The sequence below is a fragment of the Tepidibacter sp. genome (genome assembly GCF_025210165.1).
Classification (GTDB): domain Bacteria; phylum Bacillota; class Clostridia; order Peptostreptococcales; family Peptostreptococcaceae; genus Tepidibacter_A.
On sequence record NZ_JAOASI010000026.1, the window covers coordinates 1 to 16,287 of the forward strand.

At 26.8% G+C, this 16,287-nt stretch carries 18 protein-coding genes and 1 riboswitch; of the genes, 14 read left to right on the forward strand and 4 right to left on the reverse strand.

Annotated features, from left to right (window positions below; genetic code table 11):
• Positions 1-118 (forward strand): IS3 family transposase (locus N4A48_RS03845; RefSeq protein ID WP_293664495.1); only part of this gene is annotated, 118 nt, incomplete at its 5' end.
• Between the two features lie 33 nt (positions 119-151).
• On the forward strand, positions 152-421 hold the full coding sequence (locus N4A48_RS03850; RefSeq protein ID WP_293664496.1) for a PDC sensor domain-containing protein: 270 nt from the start codon (positions 152-154) through the stop codon (positions 419-421).
• A gap of 271 nt (positions 422-692) precedes the next feature.
• Here the strand turns inward: N4A48_RS03850 and N4A48_RS03855 are convergent, their stop codons facing one another.
• The 3 genes from N4A48_RS03855 to N4A48_RS03865 all read right to left on the reverse strand — a co-directional run bounded on the left by N4A48_RS03855 (position 693) and on the right by N4A48_RS03865 (position 1,736).
• Positions 693-884: a hypothetical protein gene (locus tag N4A48_RS03855; protein WP_293664472.1), complete on the reverse strand. Its 192-nt coding sequence runs from the start codon at positions 882-884 to the stop codon at positions 693-695.
• Between the two features lie 308 nt (positions 885-1,192).
• The gene (locus N4A48_RS03860; RefSeq protein WP_293664474.1) at positions 1,193-1,396 is read right to left on the reverse strand and encodes a cold-shock protein; all 204 of its coding nucleotides are present in this window, start codon (positions 1,394-1,396) and stop codon (positions 1,193-1,195) included.
• Positions 1,397-1,535: 139 nt separating this feature from the next.
• Positions 1,536-1,736, reverse strand: a complete 201-nt coding sequence (locus N4A48_RS03865) for a DUF3006 domain-containing protein (RefSeq protein WP_293664476.1) — start codon at positions 1,734-1,736, stop codon at positions 1,536-1,538.
• Between the two features lie 252 nt (positions 1,737-1,988).
• A riboswitch (cyclic di-GMP riboswitch) is annotated at positions 1,989-2,076 on the forward strand.
• Positions 2,077-2,210: 134 nt separating this feature from the next.
• On the opposite strand from N4A48_RS03865, the gene N4A48_RS03870 reads away from it, so the two are divergent.
• The 12 genes from N4A48_RS03870 (at position 2,211) to N4A48_RS03925 (ending at position 15,709) form a co-directional block, all read left to right on the forward strand.
• Complete coding sequence (locus tag N4A48_RS03870; RefSeq protein WP_293664478.1) at positions 2,211-4,229, forward strand: methyl-accepting chemotaxis protein; 2,019 nt, start codon at positions 2,211-2,213, stop codon at positions 4,227-4,229.
• A 232-nt stretch (positions 4,230-4,461) separates the two neighbouring features.
• Positions 4,462-6,552 carry an ATP-binding protein gene (locus N4A48_RS03875; protein ID WP_293664480.1) on the forward strand — a complete coding sequence of 697 codons (2,091 nt, stop codon included), beginning with the start codon at positions 4,462-4,464 and terminating at the stop codon, positions 6,550-6,552.
• A gap of 190 nt (positions 6,553-6,742) precedes the next feature.
• Positions 6,743-7,153: a hypothetical protein gene (locus N4A48_RS03880; RefSeq protein ID WP_293664481.1), complete on the forward strand. Its 411-nt coding sequence runs from the start codon at positions 6,743-6,745 to the stop codon at positions 7,151-7,153.
• A gap of 209 nt (positions 7,154-7,362) precedes the next feature.
• The gene (locus N4A48_RS03885; RefSeq protein ID WP_293664483.1) at positions 7,363-9,252 is read left to right on the forward strand and encodes an endonuclease MutS2; all 1,890 of its coding nucleotides are present in this window, start codon (positions 7,363-7,365) and stop codon (positions 9,250-9,252) included.
• A 78-nt stretch (positions 9,253-9,330) separates the two neighbouring features.
• Positions 9,331-9,930: a hypothetical protein gene (locus N4A48_RS03890; protein WP_293664485.1), complete on the forward strand. Its 600-nt coding sequence runs from the start codon at positions 9,331-9,333 to the stop codon at positions 9,928-9,930.
• Positions 9,931-10,047: 117 nt separating this feature from the next.
• Positions 10,048-10,758, forward strand: coding sequence for a CoA transferase subunit A (locus N4A48_RS03895; protein WP_293664486.1), 711 nt, complete (start codon positions 10,048-10,050; stop codon positions 10,756-10,758).
• A 12-nt stretch (positions 10,759-10,770) separates the two neighbouring features.
• Positions 10,771-11,430: a 3-oxoacid CoA-transferase subunit B gene (locus tag N4A48_RS03900; RefSeq protein ID WP_293664487.1), complete on the forward strand. Its 660-nt coding sequence runs from the start codon at positions 10,771-10,773 to the stop codon at positions 11,428-11,430.
• Positions 11,431-11,487: 57 nt separating this feature from the next.
• On the forward strand, positions 11,488-12,126 hold the full coding sequence (locus tag N4A48_RS03905) for a DUF3786 domain-containing protein (protein ID WP_293664488.1): 639 nt from the start codon (positions 11,488-11,490) through the stop codon (positions 12,124-12,126).
• 263 nt (positions 12,127-12,389) lie between these two features.
• Positions 12,390-12,620, forward strand: coding sequence for a DUF2164 domain-containing protein (locus N4A48_RS03910; RefSeq protein WP_293664489.1), 231 nt, complete (start codon positions 12,390-12,392; stop codon positions 12,618-12,620).
• A 23-nt stretch (positions 12,621-12,643) separates the two neighbouring features.
• A complete protein-coding gene (locus tag N4A48_RS03915) occupies positions 12,644-12,877 on the forward strand; it encodes a DUF1653 domain-containing protein (protein ID WP_293664490.1) in 234 nt (77 codons plus the stop codon).
• A gap of 19 nt (positions 12,878-12,896) precedes the next feature.
• Entirely contained in the window at positions 12,897-14,579 is a 1,683-nt protein-coding gene (gene recJ / locus N4A48_RS03920; protein ID WP_293664491.1) for a single-stranded-DNA-specific exonuclease RecJ, read from the forward strand.
• Positions 14,580-14,623: 44 nt separating this feature from the next.
• The gene (locus N4A48_RS03925; RefSeq protein WP_293664492.1) at positions 14,624-15,709 is read left to right on the forward strand and encodes a phosphodiester glycosidase family protein; all 1,086 of its coding nucleotides are present in this window, start codon (positions 14,624-14,626) and stop codon (positions 15,707-15,709) included.
• A 119-nt stretch (positions 15,710-15,828) separates the two neighbouring features.
• On the opposite strand, the gene N4A48_RS03930 is transcribed toward N4A48_RS03925, so the two are convergent.
• The gene (locus tag N4A48_RS03930) at positions 15,829-15,993 is read right to left on the reverse strand and encodes a DUF1540 domain-containing protein (RefSeq protein ID WP_293664493.1); all 165 of its coding nucleotides are present in this window, start codon (positions 15,991-15,993) and stop codon (positions 15,829-15,831) included.
• Positions 15,994-16,287 lie beyond the last annotated feature (294 nt).

Below are 16,287 nucleotides of genomic sequence, written 5' to 3' on the forward strand. Positions count from 1 at the left end.
ACAGCTTAAATGTGAAATTAAACAATACATGACTTATTATAATAACTATAGATATCAGTGGGGATTAAAGAAGATGACTCCTGTCCAATACAGAAATCATCTTCTTAATGTAGCATAGTCTTTTTTAAATTGTCCTTTACAAAGGGTACAGATTAGTGAATCAATAGGTTATATATATTTTGCAAAAGAAACAGGAGAAATGTATGCAGAACCAAATATAGAGTTCCCAGCGGATTATGATGCTAGAATAAGACCTTGGTACAAAGACACTAAGGAAAAGGGAGAGTATACTTCAAAAACATATACAGATATAACAAGTGGGAATAAAGTTATTACAATAGCACAAGGCATTTATAAAAATGGAAAATTCATAGGTGTAGTGGGATTAGATGTTAATGTTGGTTATTCATCCGAAAGTTAAGAATTCTAAAACTTCATTTGAATTAAGTTTCACTTTATAGATAGTATTAAAAATAAATGGTCCAATAAAAATACACTACTTGTAATACAAGTAGTGTATTTTTATTGATGTTGATATAAACATTCTTTGCACGGAAAATATTTATATCATAAGATATATAATTAGACAAAAAAACTTAAAATCCTTTAAAAAAATTTGAAATTTTACAAAACATTAACAAAAAAATATTGACTTGAGAGTATGTCTAAAATAATTAACTTCTATAATTTTTTTATATAAAAATGTCATCTTCAACTTTGATAATCATGACATTATTATTAATATATATACTTATAACTTCTGTATCATATTTTTTTCTTAATTCTTCAGCTAACTTATCTTCTAATTCTATTATAGTACTACATTCATATTCGATTAGAGTTTCTTTTACATTGTACTTCTTATAAAATAGTATATTTTTCATCTTTAAATCTCTCCCTTATTAATATAAAAAATTGGATATAAAAATAAATATATGCACTAGAAATAAAAAATATAACATATAATTTAATTATTATATATTTTTCTCTTTGCTAAATATTATGTATTTTGATATTAAATTGTTATATAATACCGAGTAATAAAAATAGCATATATACCAAGATTTAATTCTGAAACTATTACTAGGGTAGAAAAGGAATATGATAAGAAGAGTTTATGGTGAAATATATATAAATATCCTATAGAGTGATTTTTTAATTGTCTAATCTATAGGATATTTTTTAGCTGTTTTTATATTTTAGTAACATTTGAAGCTTGAAGTCCTTTAGGGCCTTTTACTATATCCAGTGAAACATCTTGTCCTTCTTCTAAATCTTTTCTAGGACCATTTTCTTTTACTGCAGATATATGGACAAATATATCTTCTCCTTCATCTAAAGTTATAAATCCGTATCCTTTTTCAGGATTAAACCATTTTACTACACCATTTTTCATATTGATTCCTCCATTTGGTAAAAATTATCAAAATATATATAACTCTATATATTTGCTTTGTTAATTTTTATTAATTCTTGATTTTAAAATCGCATTTATTTTTTGTAGTTTTAAAAATTATATACTACTTGATTGTAATTTAATCATTAAATAAATCATCCATAAGATTTTGTATTTCATTTTTTCTTTTCTTAGTTTCTTTAATATCAATTATGAGCTCTAATACATCGCCTTCTTTAGCATTTTTAGGAATCAAAATTTTAGGAATGTTAGTTAATGTCTTATTAGGAAGCTCTACTAGAGCATAATCTTTTTCAAATCTATCAATAACAAATTTCAAATTAAACACCTCCTATTATTAAGGATTATATATATGAATTATATTTATTAGTTAAATCGGCAATATAGAGTATGATTTCTTTGATTATTAATTATATTATATATCAAAAAATAATATAAAAAATCAGTTTAGTTGTTATTTTATTTTGAATTGTACAACAAGTTTACCATAATATTGTAGAAAACAGTGTCGAAGTGTGATATAATCTAGGAATAAAGTCCTGGATTTTAAATAAAATAAAGAGTTAATGTATGACGATACTAGCAAACTTATCGAAAGATAAGGACGCAAAGACATGGGTCTAAGGAATTGTGAATTCTATGATTGCCAGTTTGCCGAAACATATATAATATACATATTATATAAAAAATGTCAAAGCAAAGATGTCTATTATTCGTAGGCATCTTTTATTTTTTATCAAATATAAAAGGCAAATTGTATTTAACAAAAATATAATATTGTGGGGGATTGAATATGAAAAAAATATTAAAATTTAGAAATAATTCTATATCATTTAAAATTATAGCAACAGCTTTAATTGTATTTTTAACAACAATATCTATATTAGCTGGAGTTTCTTTGAATACTATGAAAAAAGAAATGATAAAAGAAACAGAAAAAATGGGTATGGAGTTAGTAAAAGAAATGGTTAATGAAATAGAAACTAGTAATATAGCTTTGAGTAAGGTAGAATTTCTTTTAGAAGATAAAATAAAAACTGTAGGTAAAATCATAGCTCAAAATCCTAATTTATGTAATCAATTTTTAGTTAAAATATCAGAAACTACAGGGGTATCAGAAATAAATATAGCTGACTCAAAAGGTATAACAATATATTCAAATTTTGAAGAGTATGTAGGAACGGGATATTCAGAAAATAATCCTGTACAATATATATTAAGAGATGAAAAAAAAGAAGTATTTGAAGAAATAAGAAAAAGTGAGGATTCAGATGACTATTATAAATATGGGGCTATAGCTTTAGAAAATGGCGGTTTTGTCCAAGTGGGAATAATAGGGAATAAGATACAAGAATTAAAATCATCAATGGATATTCAAAACAAAGTTGAGAAAATAGGACAAAAAGAAAGTATTATATTTGCTCTTGTAATAGATAAGAACTTAAAAGCAGTGGCTCATAGTAATACAGATAGCATAGGAAAACAGTTGGATGATAAAGGAAGTAAAACCGCAGCGGTTGAAGGAAAACCGTATGCATCAAAATATCCTTATCAAGGACAGGAAGTATATGATGTTTTAGTTCCATTGTATGAAGATGGAATACATATAGGAGCTGTAGATATAGGACTATCTATGAAACAGATAAATAATGCATTAAAAATTCTCTTAATAAAAACTATAATTATATCTATTATTTCTTTTATAGTGGGAGGAATTATACTATCACTATTAATAAGAAAGGTAACCAATCCATTAAAAAAATTAGTAGAAGTAGCAAATAAAGTTTCAAATGGGGATTTAACACAAGATATAGATATTAAAAGTAAAGATGAAGTAGGAATGTTAGCAGATAGCTTTAATAAAATGATAAATAATTTAAGAGATATAACAAGTAAAATTCAAGATGTTGGATTGAATGTAGCTTCATATTCTCAGGAACTATTTTCAGCAGCCGAGCAGGCTTCAACGGTTTCAGAGCAAATAGCTATATCAACTCAAGATATAGCAGATGGAGCAGAACAGCAAGTTAAATCAACAATGCTAGTTTTAAATAATATAAAAGAAGTAGCAGATAGTATAGAAAAAATTAATGATGAGATTTATGATGTAGTAGATAATGCAGACAACACAAGTAAATTAGCATCAGATGGTAGAGAAAAAATGAATAGTATGATAAAACAGATGAATACAATTAAATATAGTGTAAATTATACATCTGGTATAATGAATGAATTTGAAAAAACATCTGATGAAATAGGAAATATAGTACAAGTTATAAATAATATAGCAGATCAAACAAATTTACTTTCACTTAATGCAGCAATTGAAGCTGCTAGAGCTGGCGAGTCTGGAAGAGGATTTGCAGTTGTAGCCGACGAAATAAGAAAGCTTGCTGAGGAAACGATTAAATCATCAGATAATATAAAAAAATTAATAAATAAAACTCAAGAAAATGCTAAAAAAGCTATTGTATCAATAGAAGGAGGTAATAAAGAAGCTGAAAAAGGGGAAGTAGTTGTAGAAGAAGTAGGAATTTATTTAAATGAAATAATACAAGGATTTGATTTAACAAAAAATAAATTAGATATAGCAAATAAAAATATATTAGAAGTAAATACAAATACAGAGAATATTGTTAATTTAGTAGATGAAATAGAATCTATTTCAGAAGAATCTGCAGCAAACACAGAAGAAGTAGCAGCTTCAAGTGAAGAACAATCTGCAACTATAGAAGAAATAACTAAATCTGTAGAAGAATTAGCAAATATGTCAAGAGAACTTGAAGAAGTTATACAGGTGTTTAAGTTGTAGTTACACATTAGCCTAAGTTATAGAGTAATATAGATATTCTCTTATAATTTCGGCTACAATTATACAGCTAAGCTTTTTATTACCAAAAAATAATTAATATAAATAAATTATATTGGTATTATTTTTATGATAGTATATAAATAAAGTAAAAATAGTTAGTAGATATATTGTATAGTGAATTTTTAGTGTCTAATATATTTATGAAAACTTTTGGAAGGAAATAAGGCATAATATGAAGAGACAAATAAAAAATATACTAAAAAAATACATACTTATTATAATTGTATTGATTAGCTGTACATCTATTAGTAGCACAGAAGAAATATTTAAAAATCATGAACAAATAAAAATAACAGTTATAAGAGAGTGGAAACCTTTTAGCTATTTAGATTCAAAAGGTAATCCTAAAGGGATATTAATTGATTTTTGGAAGGCATGGGGGACGATTAATAATGTTAAAATAGAATTTAAGGAGCCAACCTATTGGGCAAAATCGATAGAACTTATAAAAAATGGAGAAGAAAACATACATTTAGGATTATTCTATAAAGATGATAGATTAGAATATATGGACTTTGGGAGTACAATCATAGATATTATGACAGGAATATATGTACAAGAAGATATAAATGCTTTTAATATTAATGATATTAAAGATTTGGGAATTGCTGTTACAGAAAAGAACTATGCTAAATATTATCTAGAAAAGAATTATCCAAATATAAAGCTATTGGTGTATAAAGATCTTAAAGAGGTAATGGAAGCTGTAGATAGAGGGAAAGTAAAAGCTGTTTGCGTTGATTACCATAATAATATTAGAAATATATCTTTTTACTATCCTGAGTTGAATAATTTTGAACTTTTACAAACAATATATACACAACCTTTAAGGGTTGGAGTTAAAAAAGGAGAAAAGGAATTATTAACTTTTATAAATAATGGAATAAAGAATATGTCTTATGGAGAAATGGAAGGTGTAAAGTCTAGATGGGAATATATGACTATATACCTTACTAAGAACAACATAAAGAATTATACTTTAATAGTAAGTACGATTGTTATTATTTTTTTATTAATAAATACTCTCTTTTTAAAACATAGAATTGCACAAGGTGTTAAAAGACTTTTAGAAAATGAAGAAAGTTATAAAAAGCTTGTGAAACTTTGTCCTGATGGAATATTTGTTCATCAAAAAGGTAGGATAGTATTTGTCAATGAAGCTACAATAAAAATACTTGGGGAAGATGATATTAAAAACATAATTGGAAAGAGCGTTACTGAATTTGTTAAAGACGATTATAAAAAAAGTGTTCTAGATAATCTTAATAAAGTTGAAAAATCAAATATTACTATTCCAGCATTTGAAGAAAAAATAGTTAAAAGTAATGGAGAAATAATCGATGTTGAAATGTCAATTAATATAATAACATATAAGGGAAAACCTGCTGTCTTAACAATTATAAGAGATATTTCTCAAAGGAAAGAAAAAGAAAAAGAAAAGCAAAATGTACTTATGGAAAAATTAAAATATGAGAAATTAAAGACAGAATTTTTTTCAAATATATCACATGAACTAAGAACACCATTAAATATTTTATTAGGTAGTATACAGCTTATAGACAGAGTTTCAGATGATAATATTTATCAACAAAATGAATACTATAAAAAATATTCTCCTATGATGAAGCAAAACTGCTATAGACTTCTTAGACTTATTAATAATTTAATAGATACTACAAAAATAGATGCAGGCTTTTTAAAAATGAATTTTAAAAATTATAATATTGTTCAAGTTATTGAAGATATTACTATGTCAGTAGGAGAATATATAAAGAGTAAAGATCTAAACATAATATTTGATACATATACAGAGGAAAAAATTATTAAGTGCGATGCGGATAAAATGGAAAGAGTAATTCTTAATCTACTTTCTAATGCTATTAAATTTACAGATGAAGGTGGAAGTATATTTGTGAATATATATGAGAAGAATGAAACTGTTCGTATTTCTGTTAAAGATACAGGAATAGGTATTACAAAAGAAGAGCAAGAAACAATATTTGAAAGATTTAGACAAGTACACCCTTTACTAAATAGAGAAAAAGAAGGAAGTGGAATCGGCCTTTCATTGGTAAAGTCAATAGTAGAGGAGCATAAAGGTAAAATATACTTAAATAGTGAATATGGCAAAGGAAGTGAGTTTATTATTGAAATTCCTGATGATATGAAAATAGATCAGGAACCTATTTTACACAATGAAATATCTAGTAATGAAGGGAAAGTGGAAAAAATCAATATAGAGTTTTCGGATATATATTCATAAGTATGAAGATGAATATAATTTTTTGTTATAAAAAATATATAAATTAAGAGATAAGATAAGAATAAAGCTATAGTATTAATTGATACTATGGCTTTTTAATATATGATATAATTAATCGCTAAGTAAAGATTGATCCTAATTTGATTTTTAAAATCAACAAGGATTTTAATAGAAATAATGGAGGTAATATATGAATATAGAAGAGTTTTTAAATTTAAAAGTTGATATAAAAAAAGGACAATCGTTTGTATATAGAAATTGTTATCTATACGATTTAATAGAAAATTCTATTATGGATGCAGTTAATTCAGATATAAATAATTCGGTATTTTCTAACATATTTATAAGAGAGGCTGTACATACATTCCATGAATATAGAGAAGATGATTATCCTGAGTCAGATATTTTTACAAAGTATGGAGTTGTAGTAGAAGATAGATACGATTTAATACTATCCTTTTGTTATTTAGATGGTAAGTATAAATATCTTAATATACTTAACGAATTAAGTGAATTAAATGAGAGTGAAGCGATAACTATGCTTAATTATTACTTAGAAGAAACTTATAATAAATATCATACGGTTTTAGTCATAGATTAGTTTTTAGATATAACATATTGAATAAAAATAATATATATGAAATAATATATTGAACAATAAAAATATTAAAGGAGACATGTTTTATGAAAAAATATAATTATATTGAGCTGGTAGTTAAACTTAATAAATAAGGAGTTTAACCCACAAAATAATTCCTTATTTATTAAGTCAATTACTATAAAAGACTAATAAATAAAGGAGAAATATAAATGAATAAAGATACATTTGAAAAATTACAGTTAAAAGAATTAAAAGATATAATAAAAACTTATTGTGCAACTTCACTTGGAAAAGATCTTGTGGATAAGTTATATCCTAGTGGCAATATTGATATAGTAAAAAGAAGGTTAAATGAAAATAAAGAAGCTAGGAGTATAATAGAATCTAGCAATCACATACCTTTAGAAGGTTTATCTAATATTAATTCAATTATAGATAAGGTTGAAAAAGGTATGGTTATATACCCAGATGAATTGATACGCATGGAAGATTTTTGTAGAGGTTGCAAAAAAATAAAAAAGTTCATGATAGATAAAGAATTTTATTCACCAACACTAAGTTCATACGGATCAAATATAACAGAGTGTGAAAATATAGAAAGTGAAATAAAATACTGCATAAAAGGAAATAAAGTAGACCCACAAGCTAGTAAGGAACTTAAAAAAATAAGAAGAAATATAGAATTAACAGAAAGTAAAATAAAAGAAAGACTAAACAAATTCCTAACATCATCAACAAATAAAAAATATATTCAAGAATTTATAATAAGTAAAAGAGATGATAGATATGTTATACCTATAAAATCATCATATAAAAATGAGATTAATGGGATAGTATTAGATACATCCTCAAAAGGAAATACAGTTTTTGTAGAACCAAATAGTGTATCTAAGCTTAGCTTAGAACTTATTACCTTAAGATCAGAAGAATCTGTAGAAGAATATAAAATATTATCTTATTTAACAGAACTGATATTTGAAAAAATAACACAGATAAAATTAAATATTGAGATAATAGCTGAATATGATATGGTATTTGCAAAAGCTAAATACAGTCAGAATATAAAAGGAATTACACCTAAAATAAACGATAGAGGATATACAAAAATAATTAGTGGAAAACATCCTCTTTTAAAAGGAGATGTTGTACCTCTTGATTTTGAAGTAGGACAAAATTATAGGAGCTTAATAATAACAGGGTCTAATGCAGGAGGAAAAACTGTTGCTTTAAAAACAGTAGGACTTTTGACATTGATGGTTCAATGTGGTTTTGATATATGTGCAAGTGAGGATACTCATATGAGTATTTTTGAAAATATATTCGTTGATATAGGTGATAATCAAAGTATAGAAAATGCCCTTAGTACATTTTCATCACATATAAAAAATATTGCACAAATAATGAACTTGTCAAACAAAGCTACTTTGGTATTATGTGATGAGATTGGAAGTGGAACAGAACCTAATGAAGGATCTGGGCTCGCCATTGCTATTCTTGAAGAATTCTATAAAATGGGATGTATAACAATAGCATCTACTCATTATGGTGAAATTAAAAAATTTGCATCACTGCATCCTGAATTTGAAAATGCAGGTATGATGTTTGATAAAAACACCTTAGAACCACTATATAGGCTTACTATAGGAACATCTGAAGATAGTAATGCACTTTTTATATCTAAGAAGATGGGAATAAAGGATAAAGTGTTAAAAAGAGCCAAGAATTATATAAATGATAAAAACTATAATTTAGATATAGTTAAAAAGAGTGAGAAATCTTCTTCTAAAGAAACAGATAAAAAAGATACATTAACTCAAACACCTATTTATAATGTAGGAGATAGAGTTAAGTTACTAGATAAAGATGACTTTGGAATAATTTATAAACAGGTTGATAGATTCAATAATATACAAGTCTTTTATAACGGAGAATTTATAGAAGTAAATGTCAAAAGAATAAGACCTAATTTAAAAGCTGAAAAATTATATCCAAAAGGATATGACATAAATAGCTTGTTTACAAGTTTTAAAGAAAGAAAGTTAGAGAAGGATATTAAAAGAGGATCTAAAAAAGCTCTAAAGATGATTTTAAAGAAATAGTAAAACCTAATTAAAACTAATGTATAAACTTTATAATTAAGGGGTATAGTGTAGATATCAATAATTAAGGAGGCAGTTATGGATATTGATAGCTACAGATATATTGACAAAAGTATAAATTATGAAATACCTATAAGTCACTTGAATAATATAGTTCAATTAGTATCAACAAATGAGCAACTAGCTGATTATTTTTATTCAAAGCAAAAAGCATTTATTGATGATATTTTTAATGATTTTTCTATGATATTTCAAAAAAACAGATTTAATATAAATAATGAGTATGATAGAAGTATAATAGCTAAAAATAATAAATATACTATAAAATTATTTGGAGAATCTAGAGAATATATATTATCATTTGAAAATAATAAAAAAAGCTTAAAGGAATTTATACTCCATATAAATCCAAATGAATCAACATTTTCAGCTTTATCAAGAAATTGTGGTTGGTATATAAATTCAAATGGAAATGTATCTAGCTACAAAGAAATTCAATATAATAATGAGTTTTTAAAAGAAGAAATAGAAAAATTAAGAATACTAAAATATAAAAAGATACATGCAGCTAAACATATAGAAAATTTAGATTTTAATATATATTTATTCAAAAACAAGGTACTAGTTGGAGAATGTGAAAATCTGAAAGGTGTATTTGATAAAATAACTAAATTATAAACAAGCTGAGAATTAATATTCTAAGCTTGTTTTTTTGTTATATATATACAATCCATTAAATATAATATACGGTACCTTTATTTTTAATAAAGAGTTTAACTTAAGGAGGGGTGTTTTATGTCTAAGGTAATAGATATAAAAGAAGCCATTTTAAAATATGTAAAACCAGGTTGCAGTGTTATGTTTGGTGGTTTTTTAGGCTGTAATACGCCTTTAAGAGCAATTGATGAGATTGTAAATCAAAATATAGGAGACTTAACGGTTATATCTACTGTTAACTCTTTTATGGATAGTGATTTAGGACTTTTATTTAATAAAAAACTAGTTAAAAAATTCATAGGTTCTCATATAGGAACAAATCCAACAGTAGTTAAACAATATCAAAGCGGTGAAATTGATGTAGAGTTTTTCCCTCAGGGAACATTAATAGAAAAAATAAGATGTAAAGGTGCTGGTCTTGGAGGAGTATTAACACCAACAGGAGTAGGTACACTTATGGAAAAAGGAAAACAAAAGTTAACTTTAGATGATAAGGATTATCTGTTAGAAACTCCACTTGGTACAGATATAACTATAATAAAAGGGTTTAAGGCTGATAAGATGGGCAACATCGTTTATAAAGGAACTCCTAATGCGAATCCTATTATGGCTATGGCTGGAAATATAACAATAGCAGAAGTAGAAGAAATAGTTGAGGTGGGGGAATTAAAGCCTACAGAAATAGGAACTCAGGGAATATTTGTAGATGCTATTTGCTTAGGATATGACTCCAATACGTATCGTAATAGAACTAGAGATATGTGCAAACGTGTTGGAATATATAAATAAGGGGGGAAAATTATGAATCCAAAAAAGAGAATAGCTAAAAGAGCTGCAAAAGAATTTAAAGATGGAATGGTTGTTAACCTGGGATTTGGAATCCCTGTATTAGCTAGTAATTACATACCAGAAGAAGTAAATGTAACATTGCAATCTGAAAATGGAATATTGAATTTTGGAGAAGTTGCAAAACTTGGGGAAGAAGATAATACATTCTGTAATGCAGCAGGTATGCCAGTTACTCCTTTAATAGGTTGCTCATTATTTAACTTAGATACATCTTTTGCAATAATTAGAGGAGGACATGTTGATATAACAATATTAGGAGCTTTGGAAGTAGATCAAAATGGAAATATAGCAAACTGGGCTCTTAAAAATAAAGATGGCAAATATAGTCCTGGTATGGGAGGGGCTATGGATCTTTTGGTAGGAGCAAAAAAAGTTATAGCAACTACTCTTCATACAACAAAAAATGGAGAATCAAAAATATTAAAAGAATGTAAGTTACCATTATCAGCAAAAGGAGTAGTAGATTTGATAATAACAGAGCTTGCAGTAATTCAGGTTACAAAAGAAGGTCTTGTCCTTAAAGAATTAGCACCTGAAGTAACTGCTGATGAAGTTATAAAAAAGACAGATGCAGATTTAATTATTCCTGATGAAATAGGAATTATGGAATAAAAATATTACTTAATATACATTATATGGTAAAATCGAGCAAAAGGAAGGTGTGAAACTGTGGATGATAGACAGGGAAGAGTACCATATGAGTATATAAGGAATATATTCCAAGAAACAGATCCAAAGAGTATGGCTATGCTCACAGGAAATGAGTATGATGAACATAATAATACGTTCACATTAAAAATTATAAATAAGAATTATAAAGTAGAATACCCAAGTGGTGATATATACAATGAAAATGGTGAAAAAATAAGTTCGTATATTATAAAAATAATGATACTAAGATATCTTGTAAATGGAAAAGGAGTATACAAAACAGGAAAAGATATAACGTTCAAAGATATAAAAGGAGGTCATGTATACTATAAGAACTTTTATGACAGAACAATACTAAGGCTTGCTAATATATATGGGAATAACTTGATTAAATTTGAAAATGATTTTGAAGATATAGAATGCGAAAAGACTAATACAGGTGATTTAGCATATAGATTTGAGTTTTTAAAAAATGTATTTTTTACATTTATAATATGGGAAGGCGATGAAGAATTTAATCCATCTGCTAATATATTGTTTGATAGCAATATAGAATACTATTTTAATGCAGAGGATTTAGCTGTTGTAGTAGATATTGCAATATCATTTATAAAAAATAAAGGTAACCTGCCAATTGATTTAGGTATGTATAAATAAAAATTAATAGAATCAAAAAACCTCCATTAAGTTGCAGCTTAATGGAGGAATTTAAGAAACTGAAAAGAACTAATAAAAATAATTTAATTGAATTATAACATAGAATTTTGTTGTTGAATATATTTTTTTACAAAAAAAAAGTAAAATTTTAATCATGATTATGATTTTAAAAACCTCTTTATACAAAGCTCGGTATAAAATGATATAATATACTTATATAAAGAGTTTTTTTGTGTGAAATTTGATATTAAAAAGGAGAAAATATGAGCACAGATATAAAATTAAGTAAGGATAAAAAACAAAAAATGATTTCATTAATAAAAAAATATTTCCAAGAAGAAAGGGATGAAAAATTAGGAGACTTGGCGTCTTCTATGATTTTGGATTTTTTTATTAAAGAACTCGCACCAGAGTTTTATAATCAAGGAGTTAGTGACTCTTATAAATATATTAGTGATAGAGTAGAAGAACTGTTTGATATTCAAAAATATTAATAAAAGATTGGGGAGGATTTGAAATGAAAAGAGAATTAAAAAAGGGAAGATTATATAGACATTTCAAGAATAAATTGTATCTAGTAGTAGATATAGTAAAGCATTCTGAAACACAAGAGGAGATGGTATTGTATAAAGCTTTATATGGAGAATATGGACTTTTTGTAAGACCGCTTGATATGTTTCTCGAAGAAGTTCCTAAAGGAAAAATAAATCTTATGAATCAAAAATATAGATTTGAACTTATTGAAGATTAGGCATATTAAGGAGGTAGTAATGAACAAAATTTGGGATGTAAAAGGAGAAAAAATACAAGGATTATCTGTAGTTGAAGGTATACTTCATTATAAAGGTATAACTGATGAAAAAGAGATAGAGGAGTTTTTAAGCGATAAGCCCAAAAAAACATACGACCCATTTCTTATAAAAAACATGAAGGAAGCTGTAAAAAAAATAAAAAACCATATAAATAAAGATAATAAAATAGTTGTATTTGGAGATTATGATGTGGACGGAGTTACATCATCTGCTTTATTAGTAGAATTTTTTTTAAATATAACTGATAATATAGATTATTATATACCGAATAGATTTTCTGAAGGATATGGTCTTAATAAAGATGCTATAAAAAGTATTAAAGAAGATATGAACGCAGATTTAATTATAACTGTAGACAACGGTATTAGTTCTTTTGAAGAGGTTAATTATGCTAAAGAAATAGGACTAGATATTATAGTTACAGATCACCATAATCCACCAGAAAAGCTTCCAGAATGTATAATAATAAATGTAAAGCAAGGTGATGATGAATACCCATTCAAGGAACTTTGTGGATGTGGAGTAGCCTTTAAATTAGCTCAGGCACTTCAACGAGAACTAGATTTACCTAGGAGCACATTATCAACTCCACTTGATCTTGTAGCGCTCGGAACAATAGCAGACCTTGTTCCTTTAATAGATGAGAATAGAACATTGGTTAAATACGGATTGAAAACAATAAATTCAAATAAAAGATTAGGCATAGCTACTTTGAGAAAAGAAGTTAAGCTTGATGACAAAGAGATAAGTGCAGGAAGAATAGGATATGTATTAGGGCCGTGCTTTAATGCTGCAGGAAGAATTGAAGATGCAAAGTTAGGAGTTAAACTTCTCTTGGAAAAGAATGAGGAGGAAGCTAAAAAAGTAGCAGCTATACTTCATAATTTAAACTCTGAAAGACAAGCTATTCAAGAAAAAGGCGAAGAATTCTGTAGATTATTAGTAGAAACTAATTATATGAATCACGACTTTTTAGTTGTAAGAGCAGATAAAGTATCAGAGGGAGTCATAGGTATTGTTGCAGGTAGAATAAAGGATTTATTCTATAAGCCAACTTTAGTTGTAACAAAAACTGAAGAAGGATATCTTAAAGGAAGTGGAAGAAGTATAAAGGGTATTAATATATATGATGAACTTGTCAATGTATCAGACTTATTCTTGGGATTTGGAGGGCATGAAATGGCCTGTGGATTTTCTCTAGAGGAGGATAAGCTGGATGAGTTAAGAGAAAAGCTTGATAAAAGAGCTAAAGAAATAAAAGATATAGATTCAAATATATTTGTTCCAAAGCTTAATATAATGGCAGAACTTGATGCAGAACAATTGAGCGTAGGTCTTATAAATGAAATATCAAAGCTTGAACCTTATGGTATGGCTAATCCAAAGCCTTTGTTTATGATAAAGGATATACAAGTAAATCCTAGCTGGACTAAGGGATGTGGAAATAATAATGTTCATCTAAAGTTAAGTGGCAAAAAAGGAAATACGTTTTTGAGTGGAATTGGATTTTCACTTAATGAAAAATATGAGAGTCTAAATAATCAAAATACTGTTGATGTAGTATTTAGTCCAGAGATTAATGAATATAAGGGGAAGGTTACTCCTCAGATGGTTATGGAGGATATAAAGGAATCTAAATAATTTAATAAAAACATGACCTAAAATTGATGACAGGAGAGGGGAAAATGAAGAAAATATTTTTAATAATATTTATGATAGTATCTCTTTCGGTAATGCAAGTATGTGCATTCTCGCCATATGTAAGTTATAATCAATATTTTAAAAGTGTAAATAAAACTGCAAAGATTGTACTTATAGATATAAACAATCATACTATAAAACCTAAAGTGGCAAGAGCTCATGAAAAGATAGCTTCGGCTGATTCTTTAAAACATATGGCAGATATAAAAAAGACTGCTACTAATAGAGTTATAGGTGGAATAAATGGGACATACTTTAGTGCATATGATGGATCTAATCTACCCTATGGAACGCTTATAGAAGATGGTAAAGTCGTTCATATAGGAAACTATGGTTCTGTTATAGGATTTACTGCCGATAATAAGATGATTATAGACAATCTTAATATTACTATAGATGGATACGTAAATAATGAAAAAAAGTTTTATGCATGGGGACTTAATCATCCAAGAAATGAAAAAGATGCAATAGTTATATATACACATGAGTATAATGCTCCTATTTCTTCAAAAGTTTCAAAGGCAGTCATGATTGAAGATGGAGTTGTTAAAAATATAGTTGAGAATCAAGATAATCTATGGGTATCCCAAAATGGATTTATAATAGTGTTTAATGAAGAAGTGAAATACCTAGTAGAAAGATTTAGGATAAAAGATAAAGTATCATATCAATGCAATTTTGAATCTAAAAATATAGATCAAAGTGTAGATAATAATGTCAAGCGGAAAGACGTTAAGTGTGCTATAGGAGCTGGACTAAGCCTTATAATAGATGGTAAAATAACTGCAAATGGATCACAAGAAGGTTTTTGGGAAAGTAAGATAAATACATCTCGTGCTCAAAGAAGTTTTATAGGATATACTTATGAAAATAAATTAGTGATGGGTACTGTCTCAAATGCAAATTTAAAGGAACTCTCTCAAATATGCAAAGAAATGAATCTTAAGGGAGCTATGTGTATGGATGGAGGAGCTTCATCTAGCCTTTATTATCAAGGTAAGTATATAACTTCACCAGGAAGAAATATAAATAATGCACTTGTGCTTACTGAAGAAATTATAAATTATTAAAAATATAGATTTTAAAATAAATACTTTTATATGCAAAAAAGAAATGCCTAGAATTTTAATTCTAGGTATTTCTTTTTTTATTATATAGGACATTATAAAATTTTCGACTTGTGGATAACCTATTGTCCTTTTTCAAAGCTTGCACAATCTGTAGACTCTGGACATGTAGCAGTTGGTGTATGTTTCTTAACTTCGATATGATCAAGAGTACAGTTATTAATAGCTTTAGCATGATGCTTACATTCTGTTACATCACAACCTATATGAGTATTTCCTTGATGCATGACTTCACCTCCTAAAATTGACTTAAAGATAGTATTAACTTTATGAAGGTATAAATGACAAGAAATTATTTACAATTAAAAGCAGGTAGGTTATATAAGAAAATGAATAGGAGATCTATTAAATTGTAATTAATATAGTTTCTAACGCATATAATTTAACCCGTTGTGCTAGTTAAATTTTTCAAATAATAAAACTCCAACAAATATGAAAACCTAAAGTTAATCAAAAAACTTTTATAAAGGAGGCTTTCAATATGTTGGAGCTTAATAACTATTCTATCCAAAATATCGAAA

What these genes read in the sequence shown, in the direction of transcription:
- N4A48_RS03855 (WP_293664472.1), bottom strand. Translation starts at nt 884, where the DNA reads ATGAAAAATATACTATTTTATAAGAAGTACAATGTAAAAGAAACTCTA.
- N4A48_RS03860 (WP_293664474.1), bottom strand. Translation starts at nt 1,396, where the DNA reads ATGAAAAATGGTGTAGTAAAATGGTTTAATCCTGAAAAAGGATACGGA.
- N4A48_RS03870 (WP_293664478.1), top strand. Translation starts at nt 2,211, where the DNA reads ATGAAAAAAATATTAAAATTTAGAAATAATTCTATATCATTTAAAATT.
- N4A48_RS03875 (WP_293664480.1), top strand. Translation starts at nt 4,462, where the DNA reads ATGAAGAGACAAATAAAAAATATACTAAAAAAATACATACTTATTATA.
- N4A48_RS03880 (WP_293664481.1), top strand. Translation starts at nt 6,743, where the DNA reads ATGAATATAGAAGAGTTTTTAAATTTAAAAGTTGATATAAAAAAAGGA.
- N4A48_RS03885 (WP_293664483.1), top strand. Translation starts at nt 7,363, where the DNA reads ATGAATAAAGATACATTTGAAAAATTACAGTTAAAAGAATTAAAAGAT.
- N4A48_RS03890 (WP_293664485.1), top strand. Translation starts at nt 9,331, where the DNA reads ATGGATATTGATAGCTACAGATATATTGACAAAAGTATAAATTATGAA.
- N4A48_RS03895 (WP_293664486.1), top strand. Translation starts at nt 10,048, where the DNA reads ATGTCTAAGGTAATAGATATAAAAGAAGCCATTTTAAAATATGTAAAA.
- N4A48_RS03900 (WP_293664487.1), top strand. Translation starts at nt 10,771, where the DNA reads ATGAATCCAAAAAAGAGAATAGCTAAAAGAGCTGCAAAAGAATTTAAA.
- N4A48_RS03910 (WP_293664489.1), top strand. Translation starts at nt 12,390, where the DNA reads ATGAGCACAGATATAAAATTAAGTAAGGATAAAAAACAAAAAATGATT.
- N4A48_RS03915 (WP_293664490.1), top strand. Translation starts at nt 12,644, where the DNA reads ATGAAAAGAGAATTAAAAAAGGGAAGATTATATAGACATTTCAAGAAT.
- recJ (WP_293664491.1), top strand. Translation starts at nt 12,897, where the DNA reads ATGAACAAAATTTGGGATGTAAAAGGAGAAAAAATACAAGGATTATCT.
- N4A48_RS03925 (WP_293664492.1), top strand. Translation starts at nt 14,624, where the DNA reads ATGAAGAAAATATTTTTAATAATATTTATGATAGTATCTCTTTCGGTA.
- N4A48_RS03930 (WP_293664493.1), bottom strand. Translation starts at nt 15,993, where the DNA reads ATGCATCAAGGAAATACTCATATAGGTTGTGATGTAACAGAATGTAAG.